At 35.5% G+C, this 15,233-nt stretch carries 17 protein-coding genes; 8 read left to right on the forward strand and 9 right to left on the reverse strand.

The genetic code is table 11. The annotated features are described in order from the left end of the window. Nucleotides 1-7: 7 nt before the first annotated feature. Nucleotides 8-460 carry a pantetheine-phosphate adenylyltransferase gene (gene coaD, locus ES677_RS03330; RefSeq protein ID WP_148380433.1) on the reverse strand — a complete coding sequence of 151 codons (453 nt, stop codon included), beginning with the start codon at nucleotides 458-460 and terminating at the stop codon, nucleotides 8-10. A 50-nt stretch (nucleotides 461-510) separates the two neighbouring features. Then, nucleotides 511-1,488, reverse strand: coding sequence for a D-alanine--D-alanine ligase (locus ES677_RS03335; RefSeq protein ID WP_148380434.1), 978 nt, complete (start codon nucleotides 1,486-1,488; stop codon nucleotides 511-513). Nucleotides 1,489-1,672: 184 nt separating this feature from the next. Here ES677_RS03335 and ES677_RS03340 point away from each other — a divergent pair, with 184 nt between their 5' ends. Continuing rightward, nucleotides 1,673-2,227, forward strand: a complete 555-nt coding sequence (locus ES677_RS03340; RefSeq protein ID WP_148380435.1) for a PASTA domain-containing protein — start codon at nucleotides 1,673-1,675, stop codon at nucleotides 2,225-2,227. A 7-nt stretch (nucleotides 2,228-2,234) separates the two neighbouring features. Next, entirely contained in the window at nucleotides 2,235-3,278 is a 1,044-nt protein-coding gene (locus ES677_RS03345; protein WP_148369621.1) for an RluA family pseudouridine synthase, read from the forward strand. Between the two features lie 653 nt (nucleotides 3,279-3,931). Here ES677_RS03345 and ES677_RS03350 read toward each other — a convergent pair. After that, complete coding sequence (locus ES677_RS03350) at nucleotides 3,932-5,539, reverse strand: FMN-binding glutamate synthase family protein (RefSeq protein ID WP_148380436.1); 1,608 nt, start codon at nucleotides 5,537-5,539, stop codon at nucleotides 3,932-3,934. Between the two features lie 608 nt (nucleotides 5,540-6,147). Here ES677_RS03350 and yaaA point away from each other — a divergent pair. Then, a complete protein-coding gene (gene yaaA, locus ES677_RS03355; protein ID WP_148380437.1) occupies nucleotides 6,148-6,906 on the forward strand; it encodes a peroxide stress protein YaaA in 759 nt (252 codons plus the stop codon). 1 nt (nucleotide 6,907) lies between these two features. Here the strand turns inward: yaaA and ES677_RS03360 are convergent, their stop codons facing one another. Beyond that, nucleotides 6,908-7,039 (reverse strand): 30S ribosomal protein THX, encoded by a 132-nt coding sequence (locus ES677_RS03360; protein ID WP_148380438.1) that lies wholly within the window; start codon nucleotides 7,037-7,039, stop codon nucleotides 6,908-6,910. Between the two features lie 365 nt (nucleotides 7,040-7,404). Here ES677_RS03360 and ES677_RS15240 point away from each other — a divergent pair, with 365 nt between their 5' ends. From ES677_RS15240 to ES677_RS03385, 5 genes are all read left to right on the forward strand, one after another. Continuing rightward, the gene (locus ES677_RS15240) at nucleotides 7,405-7,845 is read left to right on the forward strand and encodes a hypothetical protein (protein ID WP_170235039.1); all 441 of its coding nucleotides are present in this window, start codon (nucleotides 7,405-7,407) and stop codon (nucleotides 7,843-7,845) included. Nucleotides 7,846-8,026: 181 nt separating this feature from the next. Beyond that, on the forward strand, nucleotides 8,027-8,263 hold the full coding sequence (locus ES677_RS15615) for a hypothetical protein (protein ID WP_246124357.1): 237 nt from the start codon (nucleotides 8,027-8,029) through the stop codon (nucleotides 8,261-8,263). A gap of 416 nt (nucleotides 8,264-8,679) precedes the next feature. Continuing rightward, nucleotides 8,680-9,972 (forward strand): DEAD/DEAH box helicase, encoded by a 1,293-nt coding sequence (locus ES677_RS03375; RefSeq protein ID WP_148380440.1) that lies wholly within the window; start codon nucleotides 8,680-8,682, stop codon nucleotides 9,970-9,972. A 2-nt stretch (nucleotides 9,973-9,974) separates the two neighbouring features. Next, nucleotides 9,975-10,190, forward strand: coding sequence for a DUF6500 family protein (locus ES677_RS03380; RefSeq protein WP_148380441.1), 216 nt, complete (start codon nucleotides 9,975-9,977; stop codon nucleotides 10,188-10,190). 3 nt (nucleotides 10,191-10,193) lie between these two features. Continuing rightward, nucleotides 10,194-10,436 carry a VF530 family protein gene (locus tag ES677_RS03385; protein ID WP_148369628.1) on the forward strand — a complete coding sequence of 81 codons (243 nt, stop codon included), beginning with the start codon at nucleotides 10,194-10,196 and terminating at the stop codon, nucleotides 10,434-10,436. Here the strand turns inward: ES677_RS03385 and ES677_RS03390 are convergent. The 5 genes from ES677_RS03390 to ES677_RS03410 form a co-directional block, all read right to left on the reverse strand. Then, the gene (locus ES677_RS03390; protein ID WP_148380442.1) at nucleotides 10,433-11,116 is read right to left on the reverse strand and encodes an N-formylglutamate amidohydrolase; all 684 of its coding nucleotides are present in this window, start codon (nucleotides 11,114-11,116) and stop codon (nucleotides 10,433-10,435) included. The two genes, ES677_RS03385 and ES677_RS03390, sit on opposite strands and share 4 nt — an antisense overlap. Beyond that, the gene (locus tag ES677_RS03395) at nucleotides 11,113-12,339 is read right to left on the reverse strand and encodes a glutamate-cysteine ligase family protein (RefSeq protein WP_148369630.1); all 1,227 of its coding nucleotides are present in this window, start codon (nucleotides 12,337-12,339) and stop codon (nucleotides 11,113-11,115) included. Before ES677_RS03395 ends, ES677_RS03390 begins: the two co-directional genes overlap by 4 nt. Beyond that, a complete protein-coding gene (locus ES677_RS03400; RefSeq protein WP_148369631.1) occupies nucleotides 12,339-13,787 on the reverse strand; it encodes a RimK family protein in 1,449 nt (482 codons plus the stop codon). The genes ES677_RS03395 and ES677_RS03400 overlap by 1 nt, the downstream gene beginning before the upstream one ends. 189 nt (nucleotides 13,788-13,976) lie before the next feature. Further along, on the reverse strand, nucleotides 13,977-14,429 hold the full coding sequence (locus tag ES677_RS03405) for a tRNA (cytidine(34)-2'-O)-methyltransferase (protein ID WP_148380443.1): 453 nt from the start codon (nucleotides 14,427-14,429) through the stop codon (nucleotides 13,977-13,979). An 18-nt stretch (nucleotides 14,430-14,447) separates the two neighbouring features. Further along, entirely contained in the window at nucleotides 14,448-15,209 is a 762-nt protein-coding gene (locus ES677_RS03410; RefSeq protein WP_148380444.1) for a Rossmann-fold NAD(P)-binding domain-containing protein, read from the reverse strand. Between the last annotated feature and the right edge of the window lie 24 nt (nucleotides 15,210-15,233).

The following is a 15,233-nucleotide window of genomic DNA, read 5'->3' on the forward strand; positions in this document are numbered from 1 at the left end:
TAAATATTTAAACACGAACGCTAGCTGGAACTAGTTTGGTGTAGTCTCCATGATGTCTAATGACATCGCGAACAATAGAAGATGAAATGTAAGAAGTGCTTGCCGCTGTAAGTAAAAACACGGTTTCTATGGCTGCTAAATCTCTATTGGTATGTGCTATGGCTTTTTCAAATTCAAAATCTGCAGGGTTTCTTAATCCGCGTAAAATAAACTTCACATCGATTTCCTGACAAAAATGGACTGTTAAGCCTTTGTAAGTTTCTATTTTTACTTTTGGCTCGTCTTTAAATGCTTCTTTTATAAACTCTAAACGTTGCTCTAAAGAAAACATATATTTTTTATCTGAATTAATGCCGATGGCCACAATTACTTCGTCGAATAGAGAGATGGCTCTTTTTATAATGTCGTAATGTCCTAATGTAATAGGGTCGAAAGATCCCGGGAATAGTGCTCGTTTCATAATTTGTCGTGTTATCCTTTTGTTTATTAGCTTTTAGATAAATTGCAGTTTTATTTCTTCAGTGCTTCTTCAATGGCACTACTAAATAATTCCAGCATAGAAATGCCGGCTTTCGTTGCTTGTTGAGGTAAAATGCTTTCGTTGGTTAATCCCGGAACGGTATTGACTTCTAATAGATGTGGCTCTCCGTTTTTAAAAATAAATTCGCTACGTGAATAGCCTTTCATTTTTAAGATTTCGTATACCTTTTTAGCTACGGTAACCACTTTTTCTTCCTGTACCGTTGTTAATCTTGCCGGTGTTATTTCTTGCGATTGCCCGAGGTATTTAGCTTTGTAGTCGAAAAAATCGTTATCGCTTACTATTTCAGTAAGTGGTAATACTTTTGTTTCTCCTTTATAAGTGATCACACCCACAGACACTTCTGTACCGTCTAAAAACGATTCTATGATAATTTCGTCATCTTCATTAAAAGCCACGGTAATTGCTTCTTGTAAAGCATCTTGTTTATACACTTTGCTAATACCAAAACTACTTCCGGCTTTATTTGCTTTTACAAAACACGGTAGGCCCACTTTTTTAATGATGTCTTCTTCGTTTATGGCATCGCCTAAATTAAGATAATAGCTTTCAGCAGTTAAAATACCATACGGTTTTAAAACACTTAAGCAATCTCGTTTGTTAAAAGTCAGCGCTGCTTGATACATACCGCAACTGGTTTGTGGTCTGTTAAGGAGTTTAAAATAGGCTTGCATAAACCCGTCTTCTCCCGGCGAGCCATGAATAGCATTAAAGACACAATCGAATGTTATTTTTGTACTATTTACCACTACCGAAAAATCGTTTTTATCCACTGGAAATTCTTGGTCTTGGTGGTCTACAAGCACCCATTTGTCTTTAAAGATATGTATGCGATATGGAGTGTAGTTAGACGCTTTTAGCGTGTCGTAAACAACGTTTCCACTTTTTAAGGAAATTTGATATTCGCTAGAATATCCTCCCATAATTATCGCTATGTTTTTTTTCATTGAAGCTGTATTTAATGTCTGTTGAGTTGCGCTACTTTAAAATAAAGCATTTTATTTACAGAACGTAAAAATATCATTTATTTTATTTGAAACAGAAACCTTTTAGTTTTTATATATTTGCCATACTATTTAGAGTAAAAAAACGATTATATAATACTTAAATAGTTGAACTAAATAATTTTTAATGAGTCTAGTCAAATTTTTAACGAGTAAAGTGTTTGTAAAACAACTCGTATTAGCTGTTGTAGTAGTTATCGTTTTATGTTTTCTTGTTTTAAAGTGGTTAAACATCTCTACTAATCACGGCGAATTTAAATCTGTGCCCGATTTAACAGGGAAATCATTAGGGGTAGCACAAATAGAGCTCGAACAAGAAACGCTAACCCTAGAAATACAAGATTCGGCAAATTATAATCCAGACTATCCAAAATATTCGGTAATCGAACAAGAGCCAAAAGCAGGAAGTCAGGTAAAAGAAGACCGTAAAATATATATTACTTTAAACCCTTCAGGATATCGTAAAATAGCCGTTCCAGATTTACGTCAGCGTACTTTTAGACAAGCAAAACCAACCTTAGAAGCGCTAGGCTTTAAAATAGGAAAGACAACATATATCGATAATATTGGTAAAGATATGGTGTTAGGTTTACGTTTTGAAGGAAACCCAATCGCGCCAGGAGAACAACTATCAAAAACATCAACTATTGACTTCGTTTTAGGAAACGGAAACGGTAATTAAGCTTATAATGACAGAAGACTATACACCAGAATTACCAGAAAACGAAAACGAGACACTTTACGAGCACTTCGCATTTACCGTAGATAAAGGGCAAACACCTCTTCGTATCGATAAATATTTAATGAATTTTATAGAAAACGCCACGCGTAATAAAATTCAAGCCGCTGCTAAAGAGGGCAATATACATGTTAATGACGCCCCTGTAAAGGCCAATTATAAAGTAAAACCAGACGATAGTATCCGGGTGCTTTTTTCGCATCCGCCATTCGAGAATTTGTTGGTTGGCGAAGACATGCCCCTCGATATTGTGTACGAAGACGATACCTTATTAGTAGTAAATAAAGCCGCAGGAATTGTCGTGCACCCCGGTCACGGAAATTATTCAGGAACCTTAATAAACGGCTTAATTTATCACTTCGAGAATTTACCGAAAAACTCTAGCGACCGACCAGGGTTGGTACACCGTATCGATAAAGACACTAGCGGATTGCTAGTTGTCGCAAAAACCGAACACGCAATGGCACATTTGTCTAAGCAATTTAAAGACAAAACTAGCGAGCGCGAATATGTAGCTATTGTTTGGGGTAATATGGAAGAGGATGAAGGGACTATACAAGGTAATATTGGCCGCCATCCTAAAAATAGATTGCAAAACACCGTGTTTTTCGGCGAGGACGAAGACAAAGGAAGACCTGCTGTAACGCACTTTAAAGTCATAGAGCGTTTAACGTATGTAACCTTGGTAACTTGCAAGTTAGAAACCGGACGTACGCACCAAATTCGTGTGCATATGAAACATATTGGTCACACCCTTTTTAACGACGAACGCTACGGCGGAGAGCGCATTTTAAAAGGGACAACCTTTACCAAATATAAACAGTTTGTAGATAATTGTTTTAAAATATTGCCGCGTCAAGCACTACACGCAAAAACCTTAGGTTTCGAGCATCCCAAAACGGGAGAGTTTATGCAGTTTAGCGCTCCAATTCCAGAAGATATACAGCAGTGTATCGAGAAATGGCGAGGCTATTCGAAACATTTAGAAGACTAAAAAATTAAAGCACGTTAAATCGTGCTTTTTTTATGCGCTGATTTACTTTTTAAAAGTGATTTTTAATTTGGGCGTTCCACTATTTTCTACCTACAATAGTGGACAGGTTTTCGGCAGTCGCTTCCCGATTTAAAAAATCGAGAGAGCTCCAACAAAGCCTCAACCCTTATCGCAAAAGATACTAGAAGATTACTATGTGAATCAACGTATATAATAGAATGCCAAGGCTTTTGTGAGTCTTCACATTAGGTAATAGCGCATTTAAATTTTCTATAAAAAAGAGAGGAATTGGCTGTGTTTTTAAAAGTATTTGCCATAGTTAATAAAAAGTACTGTGGTAAAAAAACAAGAAAAAGCACATTTATTTTTCACTAGAGAACTACTATATGCATCACCCAATAGCAATCTGGATGTGACAATTGTAAACGCGTGTTTCTATACCTTGGCCAACATTAATTAATCATCACAGCAATTTTAATTCTCGTTAACACCGCAAACGTAAAGTTCATAAGGGAAAAATGACGTGAATTAGACAATACCTCCAGATTTGAAAATAAAAACCAATCTAAATTAAGCCTTCAAAATTCTGAATCTTTCGCTGTAACGGACGTATAGTTTACCAAAACACGAGGTCTAGTAATTAATAACTAAAATTAGACGGCTGCTTCAGGATGAATTCCCCAGCGTGTTTTATCGGCAAAAGCAAAGTCCATATTGTATTTCTCTGGAATCTCTCCATTAACCATCGATCCTGGTTTTATTGAAGGGAAAAGTTCTTCATAAGTTATCATGTCATTAAATGAAATACGACGATAAATATGAGAACGTGTTAAATTTCTCACTTCATCTAAACCTGTAGCTCCTAAAAGTTCAACGAAATTTTTAAGTGTTTTTTCGTGATAACTAGCGACACGGATTTTTTTATCTCTAGGAACCAAGCCTACAGTAAGTTTAGGATCCTGTGTTGTTATACCTGTAGGACATTTATTTGTATTACACAGTAAGGCTTGAATACACCCCAATGCTAACATCATAGCGCGGGCTTGATAACAAGCGTCGGCTCCCAAAGCAATTGCACGCGCAATATGAAAAGCAGAAGTGATTTTTCCCGAAGCAATAATTTTAATATGTTGTCGTATCCCCATTCCGGTTAGAATATTATGGACAAAATCAAGACCATCAATCAAAGGTGCACCTACATAATTACTAAATTCTGGTGGTGCAGCGCCTGTACCGCCTTCACCGCCGTCTACAGCAATATAATCAGGATAAATATCCAAATCTACCATAGCTTTACAAATGGATATAAATTCACTTTTATAGCCAATACACAATTTAAACCCCACCGGTTTCCCTCCCGATAAATCTCTTAGTTCTTTAATAAACTTTACCATTTCAATTGGTGTATCAAAAGCGGAGTGATAGGGTGGAGAACTAACCTTAGTATGCGGCTCAATATGTCTGATTCTTGCAATTTCTTCGGAGTTCTTTTCGGCTGGTAAAATACCACCGTGTCCGGGCTTTGCCCCTTGCGAAATTTTGAGTTCAATCATTTTTATATGAGGATGTTGCGATTTTTCGGAAAAGAGTTCTGGATTGAATTTTCCTTCTTCTGTTCGGCATCCAAAATAAGCTGTACCAATTTGCCAAATCAAATCACCACCGTGCTTTAAATGATAGTCACTTAACCCGCCTTCTCCGGTATTCTGTGCGAAATTTCCAATTTTAGCGCCGCCATTAAGCGCCTCAACTGCAGCAGAGCTAAGCGCACCAAAACTCATAGCTGAAATATTCAATATACTAGCAGAATACGGTTGCGTACAATCTTTATTACCAATTATTACTCGGGGATCGTGATCTAGCGTTTCAAAAGCCTTTGGCGCTATTGAATGACAAATCCATTCATAGCCTTCGGCATAAACGTCAAGTTGAGTACCAAAAGGAATCGTATCACGCACGCCTTTCGCTCTTTGGTATACTGTGGAACGGTCCACGCGATTAAAAGGTCTACCATCAATATCGGATTCTATAAAATACTGATACATTTTAGGACGTAAATCTTCTAATACAAAGCGCAGCCTACCTAGTATTGGATAATTTCGCATAATAGTATGCCGCGTTTGGAGAATATCATAATATCCTAGAATGGTAAAGGATAATACAATCCCAAAAAGCACATACCAATAAGGACTTAAAAATAGGCCTGATGCCAGTGATATCAACAATGAAATAGTTGATATAATATAAAATTGAGTACGCATAATAGTCGTTTAATTGAATTCTTAGCTTTCTTTATAAGAAATAAATAGCTTATTATAGTTTAATTGATTTAGAACCATTGATCTGTAAATACAGAATCGTTTAGGGCAAATTACAATATAATTCTGAAATAAAAATTAAAATGAAATGAAAGAAAGCTTAATTGTTTTTCTAAGATTAATCTCGCATTATTTAGTGTGTAGAAGAGAATAAAAATGTCGAATTTTTAAAAATAGTTCTAAAAACAGAAGTGGTTTAAGAACGTCTAATGGGGCTATTTATAAAAAGAATAGTTCTGAACATCTAGAAAAGATACGTGTAAAGGATTTTGAAAAAGGCAGATCAATTCAGTATCTAATTAATTACAACAAGTGTGATACAAAACTAACGTCTGTTAAATACCCCTTAAAAGTCTATAAATACTTCTTATACATTGATAAGAAATAGCAGTGCAAAGGGGTGTGTACTTTGTGCTTTAAGTATTAAATTTATATATGGCGAACGCTAGTCTGTTTTTAGCTGCAAAATGCGTTAATACAATCATAAGATTTAAGGTCTAGCTGTAAAACAGGAGAATTAGTAGTAAATTAGTAAACAGAAGCAATAAAAGATGAAAATAGTACTATCACCAGCAAAATCTTTAGATTTTGAAACGCAGTTACCAACAGAAAAAGTATCGCAACCCATATTTTTAAAACAATCGGAGCGACTTAATAACATACTAAAAGAGAAATCGGCAAAAAGCCTATCTAAATTAATGCATATAAGCGATAATTTGGGGCAACTAAATTACGCGCGTAACCAAGAATGGACGGTACCATTTACAACAGACAATGCACGTGCGGCAATTTATGCTTTTAATGGGGATGTATATCGCGGTCTGGATGCTTATACCATAGCGTCAAAAAAAATCGATGTATTACAAGATAAAGTCCGCATTTTATCGGGGCTGTACGGCGTATTAAAACCGTTGGATTTAATGCAAGCCTACCGTTTAGAAATGGGAACAAAAATGCCGGTGGGAAAGAACAAAAACTTATACGAATTCTGGAAAGAAGAGATCACTAAAGCGCTAAATGAGGAATTAGAAAACGATGAGGTATTTGTAAATTTAGCGAGTAACGAGTATTTTAAATCTATAGATACCGCAGCCTTAAAAGTTCCTGTAACTACAGTCGAGTTTAAGGAATTTAAAAATGGCACGTATAAAATAATTGCTATTTACGCTAAAGTGGCTCGCGGATTAATGGCGCGTTACATCGTAGATACCGATGCTAAAACCATTGATGATTTAAAAGGGTTTACTGCAGAGGGATACGGATTAAGCGACGCGCTTTCTTCAGAACATAACTTAGTATTTACCCGATAAATTAAGGTTTAACTTTTTTATCGATTTCTATTTTAGTTTCCGGTGTTACTCGTTTTTTTATGCGTGGGCGTCTTACACCATAACTACCACGGCTAATTTTTCCGCGTTTCGATTTTTTGTCTCCTCTTCCCATAATTTTAATATTTGTTTAACCCTTAAGGTACTTATATTATTGGGGATAGTTCACTATATTTAACACTTTAAAATAAAATTTAACATATGTACTATATTATCGTTGCTTTGCAAGTGTAGTGCATCTATCATCTTATTAAAAACAGGAACCAGTATTACTGGATTTTTTTAATTTTATTTATTCCTGCTATTGGTTCGGCAATTTATTTAATTACACAGGTTTATAATAAACGCGATGGCGAAAGAATTCAAGAAGGGATAACGGCTGTTTTAACACCCTCGAAAAAAGTTAAGGATCTAGAGAAGAAACTTGAGTTTTCAGAAACGTATCTCAATAGAATTAATTTAGCAGAAGCGTATTTTGAAATGAAAGATTTTGAGAATGCCATAACCCATTACAAAATTGCTTTAGAAGATAAAGGTCAAAATAATTTATTTGTCATTAAAAAATTAATAGCCGGCTATTATCAAACAAATAATTTTGAGCGTTCTGTTTTTTATGGTGATCAAATAAAAGACGTATTAGATTTTAGAGCTAAAAACGCACAGTTTCTTTATGGTTTAGCGTTAAATGAATTAGGTCGCGTTGAAGAAGCCGAAGAGCAATTACGACAAATAGATCAGCGTTATTCAAATTATAACGAGCGATTAGCATTGGCTAAATTTCTTCAGAATAAAGGAAAAATGGAAGATGCTCAAGAGATTTTGAAAGAATTAAAGACGGAATCTGAGCATTTTACCAAACCCAACAAAATAAAATATAAGCCAACAATGCACGAAGTAGAGATGCTTTTAGCCAAGGCTTAATGTTGTACTCCGGTAGCCGTAACCGCCATTTATACAGAAAGACTTAGAACCTTTAATTTTAGGCAAGCTGCCGCCACCACGTTTTACTACTGGCGATCTATTAGAAAAGGATATCGATTGTTGTTACGGCAGTCACTATAATTCGGTGTAGTTATGCATCGCTGCGATTTACAATTTAAATTTGCGTTACGGTATTTCTCAAGAAGCCATTATAGAATGGAAACAGTTTCTAAAAGCATATAAAATTGAGGTTTGCGATAGTGAAGAATCGGATGAAAGTGAAAAAATAGATGCATCCGCTATGGGTGCGACGGCTATAAAATGCCATAATATTATCGGTTGTCCACAAGAATTCCCTTCGGTAGCAATGCTGTTGTTTATAATTGGAAACAGTAAAATAGCCCTGAGATTTCTTTAGAAAGCAGTTTAAAAAGTACGGATTAAAACTAGAGCAGTGAGAAAGTTAAATATCTAGAGTACACCATTTTGTGTTGCCAAGTGTATCAGCTTTTTGCCGCGAGCGTCTAAATAAAACAGTTTCGCTAACGTCGTCTTCGGGCGCGGTAAATATTTCAATAGGTAGTAAGTCGCTATTCAAAGAGCTAAAAGCTATAAGTACTGAGTTTAATGCCTTCGATTTTCGTGTACTTCAGGATAGCGAGTTTTTATAAGATCGCTTTTCAATACGGTTTATGGGGGTTTAGGACTAAAGAAAACACAATTATAGTAAATAGAAATAAATTAAGTGTACATTTGTCGCTTAATTAATAGAGGTGATATTTATAATAAATTGTCATCTCCCACCCCACAAATGTGGGTTTCTAAACAATTTGTATGTCATTTAAATCTTTAGGCTTATCCGAAGCCTTGCTAAAAGCAATTAGCAAAAAAGGATACACAACTCCATCTCCAATTCAGTTAAAAGCAATTCCTCCAGTTTTATTAGGAGTCGATGTATTGGCTTCTGCCCAAACAGGAACAGGAAAAACAGCAGGTTTTACACTGCCGTTATTACATTTATTATCACAACGACCAGCCGAAAGACATCGTCCAGTTCGTGCGTTAATATTAACACCAACACGAGAATTAGCAGCACAAGTGTATGCTAATGTTAGAGAGTATAGTGAGTTTTTAGATATTCGCAGTACTGTTATATTTGGAGGTGTAAACCAGAAATCGCAGGTCTCTACCTTAAGACAAGGTGTAGATGTATTGGTAGCAACTCCAGGGCGTTTACTAGATTTAAATAATCAAGGTCTATTGTCTTTAAAACACGTAGAAATATTTGTTTTGGATGAAGCAGACCGTATGTTAGATATGGGGTTTTTACGCGATATTGAACGGGTAATGAAAATAATGCCAGCAAAACGTCAGAATTTAATGTTCTCTGCGACGTTTTCTAAAGACATAAAGAAACTCGCGAAGGGTATTTTAAATCATCCAGCGCAAGTTGAAGCAACGCCAGAAAACACAACCGTAGAGGCTATATCTCAAAAAGTATATCGTGTAGCGAAAGGTAAAAAAACAGACCTCATCATCAAGTTAATTCTAGATGGAAATTGGAAGCAAGTTTTAGTGTTTGCACGTACCAAACACGGAGCAAATAAACTAACAAAGAAAATGATTAGCGAAGGCATTACTGCAGCAGCTATTCATGGAAATAAAAGTCAAGGGGCACGAACAAAAGCCTTAGCAGGTTTCAAAGAAGGAACCGTAAGTGTTTTAGTGGCTACTGATATTGCTGCTCGAGGACTAGATATTCCCTTATTACCACACGTGGTGAATTTTGAAATTCCTAATATCTCTGAAGATTACGTTCACCGAATTGGTAGAACGGGTAGAGCAGGAGCGAAAGGAGAAGCAATCTCTTTAGTAAGTGCCGATGAAACTACATTTTTACGAGACATTGAAAAATTAATAGGCGAGAAATTACCAATTGAAATAATGGAAGGTTACGAACCTGATCCTAATGCATCAACAGCACCGATAAAGCAAGGTGGTGGTGGTGGTAGATCATCGCGTAACTCTAATACATCCAAATCAAGAGGGTCTAAATCTGGTGAGAGTAAATCGGCTCACAATTCAAGACGTCCAAAACGTACTAACGACCGACGTTCAAAAAGTTAAGGATGCGTAGTCGTTTAAAGGAAAAAATTATAGCAGTTTGCAATAAGAAAATAGAGCAAAAGGGAGAGTCCGTCGGACTCTCTTTTTACGCTTTTTTTGCTAATAAAAATGACGATCCGGAGTTATTAATGGAAGCTGCAACGTGGTGGATAGGAACGCATCAATTAAATCATTTTGAAAAAGCTGTTAAAATTAAAGCACTCGTTTTAAATTCTTAAAAAATGGAACCACAACCTAACAATCCTTTACACGGTATTACTTTAGAAAAAATAATCACCGATTTACAAACGCATTACGGGTGGGAATATTTAGGACTTACCATAAAAATTCGCTGTTTTAATGAAAATCCAACAGTAAAATCGAGCTTAAAATTTTTACGTCGCACACCGTGGGCACGAACTAAAGTCGAAAATTTATATTTAAAAATGATTAAAAGTCAAGCGTATAAAAAGAGCCTTAATTAATTTAAGGCTTTTTTTATGGCGTGAAATAAGATGCTTTTTAATGTTGAATGCATTATATTTTGCCTTGAAAACTTCTGATTAATCTCTAATTCAATACCTAGATAATTAAGTGCGAATTGTTGTCTTAGGTACGTTGTAAAACCATCGGCTTTGCCCAAATAGGGATAGTTATATCGCACGTTTAAGTTGCTATCTTCAGTCTTTAAATGGTCTTTTAATAGTGAGGCCCATCGTTTTTCTCCTTGCCTTGAAGAATCGTAAAGAATTCCAATATCGCACGAACGTTCTATAATGTTAAAAACGGGAGTAAATGAATGAATGGATAAATGCAACACGGTTTCATTACTGCCAATTAAATTTCTTATTTCTGTTTCTACCGCATTGCGATACGGGAAATAATAATCCTTTATAATACCCTCTTTTTCGGTGTTGGCTAACCCTTTCGTAAACTCAGAAAAGAGATGTTTATGGTGCAACGAGCGATTCAATTCAATTAACAATCTACTTGTAGCACTATAATTAGAATATACTGCTAGCGTTTTTAACGCATTAAAAACATCTAAAGCACCGAAGTCGTAACCACGATGCGATTGTAATATTTCAAGACTATTTTTAAAATATTCTGTGTACTCACTCGGGATAGTCTTGCCTCCATGTTCGCAGGTTACAATCAGTTTCATACTGAGAATACGGTATTTGTTTGTAAGCAATCGGCAAGTTTAGAATACACTTTTTTAATGTGAGCTTCAGAGAAATCACTGTCGACTGCCTTTAAAATTCTAGTCGCCAAAGTGCCGTCATTTAAAATCGTTTCAATCGCGTGATAATGTGACGCGTGAATAGTTGGTTTTGCTAATTTATATAAGTGTTTCCAAATAGCATTCACTGTTGCGTTTTCTTCTAGATGGAACAATTGTAAATAGTTTGTATTTGTTACTTCGTAGTTTTCACCTTCTTTAATTATAGGGTTAAAAACAGCAAATAACGCTTCTTTTGTCCATCCTTTTTGGTCGCTCAAAGAGGCTAAGTGTTTATTAACTAATAATTTTAATGTTTCAATAATTAACACGCAAATGGCAATATCTGCTTGCGGACATTCTTGAATATCTACCAATCTAATTTCTATGGCATTCCTATCAAAACGGGCGATTGCTCCTCGTGAATTTAAAAAATGATGATCTAAAATACCGTTAGTATCTTTCGGTGCGATGGCTTTTTTAATCGGTTCGAAAATGGTAGAATAATAATCGATTTTTGTAAACACACGTTCCGGAATTACCAAGCCTGTCATTTCTGGAATTTCTTTCTGATTCGTTTTATAGTATTCTAATCGCGTGTCTTTAAACCCCGTATTTTTGCCTTCTAAGATAGGAGAACTGGCACATAATCCTGGAATTAATGGTAATATAACGCGAATAGCCGCGTGTAATTTTTCAAATTCTTTATCATCGAAAAACGGCAAATTAATATGTGTGCTTTGCACGTTACTCCAACCGTGACCTTTACAATCGAAAATGCGATTATAGAGCTCGTAAACTTCGCTAAACGAATGTTTCCAAAGCTGTGTGTCGGTTAAGGGATTCATTAACGGATGCGACGCTGTTGGTAATAGCTTTAAATTTTCAGTCTTTAAAAGGCTATTTATTTCGATAATGTTTTTATGAAATGCTTCCGATAAATTATCTAAATCTTTTGTAGGTCCATTTGTCTTCAATTCTATTACGTGCGCCACTAATTCATTACTCCACGCAATTAAACCGTTGTCGATATCTGAAGTTAAGGCACCATTTTTTTTAGTTAATAATGCATCCACTTTGGGAGCGACTTTAAATGTAGCGGTATCAATGAGCATATATTCTAACTCTATACCGTATACTTCAAATAAATGATATTTTTTGCTCATTAGGAATCTAAACGTTTTTTTAAGGCTGAAAGAATCTCGATGTAAACCGCATCGCCATAATACGCGTCTTCCACTCCGAAATCGATATTTGGGTTGTCGTTAATCTCGATAACCATGGGTTTGTTATTTACTACTTTAATGTCTATACCGTATAAACCTTTTCCCATAAGTTTAGCCGATTTTATAGCCATATTCAACACCTTTTTAGGCACTTCTTCTATGGGTAAGCAATCGGCATTACCATCTTGGTCATTTTTGTTTTTTGCTTTCCAATTGTAAATTTGCCAATGCCCTTTAGCCATATAATATTTACACGCGTAAAACGGTTTGTCGTCGATAATACCTATGCGCCAATCGTAATCTGATGGGCAAAACTCTTGCGCAATTATCAGGTCAGATTCTTTAAGCATTTCGGTAACAAGCGTGTTATATTCGTCTACAGTTTTGGCTTTCTTGACCCCAAAGGAGAACGTAGAATCTGGCGCTTTTAGCACACACGGTAATCCTGTAATCTCCAAGATAGTGTCTCTGTTTTCTTTATATACTATGCACGTTTTTGGAGTGTCTATATTCGCGTTTTCTAAAGCTTCAGCCATATATACCTTGTTACAGCATTTTAAAATGGCATCTGGGTAATCTATAATCGCTAAACCTTCTTTCTGTGCTTTTCGAGCAAAGGCATAGGCTTCGTTATTCACTTCGGTGCTTTGACGAATAAAAAGAGCATCAAAAGACGATAAGCGCGATAAATCTTTAGGTTCAAGAATTTCGACATAAATATTCATCTTTTCGGCAATTTCGGTAAACCGTTTTAGGGCTTTAGCATTACTTGGCGGTGCAGGATCTTTGGGGTTGACTAATATGGCTAAATCAAAATCCGTTTTTACCAGTTTCGGTGTGTCGTAACGCTTCTTTGAAAAATATTGATTAGCAAATATGCGGACACTTTCTTTGTGTTCTTCAGGGATTTCATTTTCTGAAATAGCACGAATACTTTGAATATTCCATTTTGTCGTATGATTAAATTTTACGCGTAAAAAGGGCATCTGAAAATGTCTGTAAAAAAGTGCACTCAACTCTTTGTATTTTTGCGCTACGTTTTGGCCGAAATAAATACTCAATGTAAACTCTTGAGATTTGATGTTTTTTAAATGATGCTGAATCACATCATCAAACTCACCAGATACAATACGAACGAGCTTTAAGGTTTTTAAATCGACAATATTTTTAACGGTAGGTATCGCTAAATGCCCTCGTGCTTCGGCTAAAAGCGAGACGTAATATCCTTTAGATTGGTATGAATAATCCTTACAAAGGTTAAAAATTCTTGCTTTTTTTAGACGTGAGAATTTAGGATTCGTTAAATAGTCTTGAGACGAAATAACGGAAATATGATCTATCGCAACAGTCCATTTTTCTGGCTGATTGACAACAATGTATTTTTGCATTAAAGACGCTTTAAATAAATATAAGTTTACAATAAGTGTGTTGTGCTTAATTTAATATGATAATAGCACAATGTATAGTAAATGTATATTTTTTTTGAATAGCTTTAACAATTTCGAAATAAATTTACACTCTTTTTTAATTTGATTTTAGGGGAGTTTCAAAAATGTAGATACCTGGTTTTTAGCGCTTTATTTTAGTTGTCTTAAGCCTTCGTAAACAACGATACTTACAGCATTTGCAATGTTTAAACTACGAATGTGCTCGCTATGAAGTGGTATTTTGTAGAGGGCCTTTTTGTTCTTATCGGTGATTGATTTTTGTAATCCTGAAGATTCTTTTCCGAAGACTAAAAATAAATTGTCTTTAAAAGGAATGTCCCAATGCGATTGTGAGCCGTGACTGGATAAGAAAGCCATAGCAGCATCTTTATTCTTATTAAAAAAGTCTTCTATGTTCTCATAAATGGTAATATCTATATGTTTCCAATAATCTAAGCCTGCACGTTTTAGACGGGCGTCGCTAATTTCGAAACCAAAAGGTTTTACTAAATGCAAACGCGAGCCAGAACCTAATGTTAAGCGGCCAATGTTACCAGTATTATTTGGGATTTCGGGTTCTATTAAAACTATATTTAAAGGCATTCGTTGGGAGCGTTTGTTTTATATTTTGGTTAAATCGTTGTAAATAAATTCATAATTTAAAGTGTTTACTAATTTAGCATTAGAGACTAATTTATAGCTGGAAGAACCGCTTTCGAAATCGGGCGATGGCTTGTTGTAGCTTTTAGCAAGTGCGATATAAAATGAATTGCGTTTTGGGTGCGAACTGCAACAGGCATTAAAAATGGTGTTCCAGCAGTCTTTTTTTATAATCTCTTCAATTATAGCGATGCAATCGTCCCGATGAATAAGATTGACGTAACCCTCAGGGTTCGGCATTTTTTTCGATGCGGATATGAAATTAGCCGGATTACGGTTATAGCCAAAGAGTCCTGAGAACCTAATAATAGTGGTATCGAAATTGGAAGCGTTTAAAAATAATTTTTCAATTTGAGACAACGCGCTATTGTTGGTAGGCGCATTTTCCGTTACCGTCCCATTGGTGTTATCGTAAACCGAGGTCGAGCTGATAAAGATAACGTGTTGTATTGAAGATTTTTCTATTTCATTCACTAAGCGTTCAAAATTAGCGATATTTTTATAAGCGATAGGTAATATTAGAACATTGGCTTTTAGAAAGTTGGACGTGGCTATAGTTTTGTCTTCCAAATTAATTGCATAATGCTTGATATTATTCTTCTCAAATTCAACGGCATTTTCGATTGATCTATTGGACGCTTTCACCGAATAGGATGCGCTCAATTTAAAAGCTAGCGGTTTACCTAACCAGCCACAGCCTAAAATACTTATGGTTTTAGTCATATATAATTAATTGGAAAAGAAAGA

Origin of the sequence: Bizionia gelidisalsuginis (genome assembly GCF_008086185.1) — a bacterium.
GTDB lineage: Bacteria > Bacteroidota > Bacteroidia > Flavobacteriales > Flavobacteriaceae > Bizionia > Bizionia saleffrena.